This window comes from Acidithiobacillus concretivorus (assembly GCF_018853445.1).
Classification (GTDB): Bacteria; Pseudomonadota; Gammaproteobacteria; order Acidithiobacillales; family Acidithiobacillaceae; genus Acidithiobacillus; species Acidithiobacillus concretivorus.
The window spans coordinates 1-762 of the sequence record NZ_JABELD010000162.1 but is presented as its reverse complement, the minus strand read 5'-3'; the positions used below and the strand labels follow the sequence as shown (position 1 = coordinate 762).

The 762-nt window shown below is 58.3% G+C and carries 1 pseudogene; it reads right to left on the bottom strand.

The features are described 5' to 3' along the window. Positions 1-762, bottom strand: a pseudogene (locus tag HJG40_RS15190) (glycosyltransferase family 4 protein); the annotation flags it as partial.

Here is a 762-nt window from a genome sequence, read left to right as displayed (position 1 = left end):
AGATTCAGCAAATCCCGGCGGGTTGCATCCGATACGCAGGCAAAATGCGCGCCCGCCCGCACATTAGCAGCCATTGCCTGAAAATGGCTGGCCTGATGACAAGTCCGGTCGGAAATCGTGTGGGGCATCAACACCGGAATGGCATCATGATAGTGCACCAACAGCGCCGTCCCTTTACTCACCCGCGCCGGGAAAGGCGTCTGGGCAATCAGCACATCTACCCCTTGGGTATTCAGACGCGGATAACGGGACGTCAAAGAAAGCTGGGCGCGTTCAATACCCACCAAGTGCATGCTGCGCCAAGGGTAAGCACAAACCCGATAATCCCCACGCAGCACCGCCTCCCGATCCGCCGCAGGCAAACTACGCCCATATAATTCCTGCCAAACGTAGTCCCGAAAATAGCGGGTCTCGAAATGCCCCAGTGGAATCGCCCCCATACCCAGCCAGGCTTTCCCGCGCAGCCGCCAGCTTTGGGTAAGATTTTCCAGCCATTCGGCGACATCCCCTTTCCAGTCCACGGCAGTGCGGCCTTTCAGGGCCACCACCACCCGCGCAAAACGGTGTACCCGTTCGGCCTCACTGAGGGACTTGTGCCCATAAACGCCACCGCGCACGCTGCGTTTGGACATCTGCAGCAAACCTGACAATTCCACATCGGGCAAACCGGCCAACACCCCGTAAAGCAGGCGGGTTTCCTGGGGAATCCCGTAAAAACCATCCAGGGCGGGGCGCATTTCCATGAGAATGCGGAGATTATTT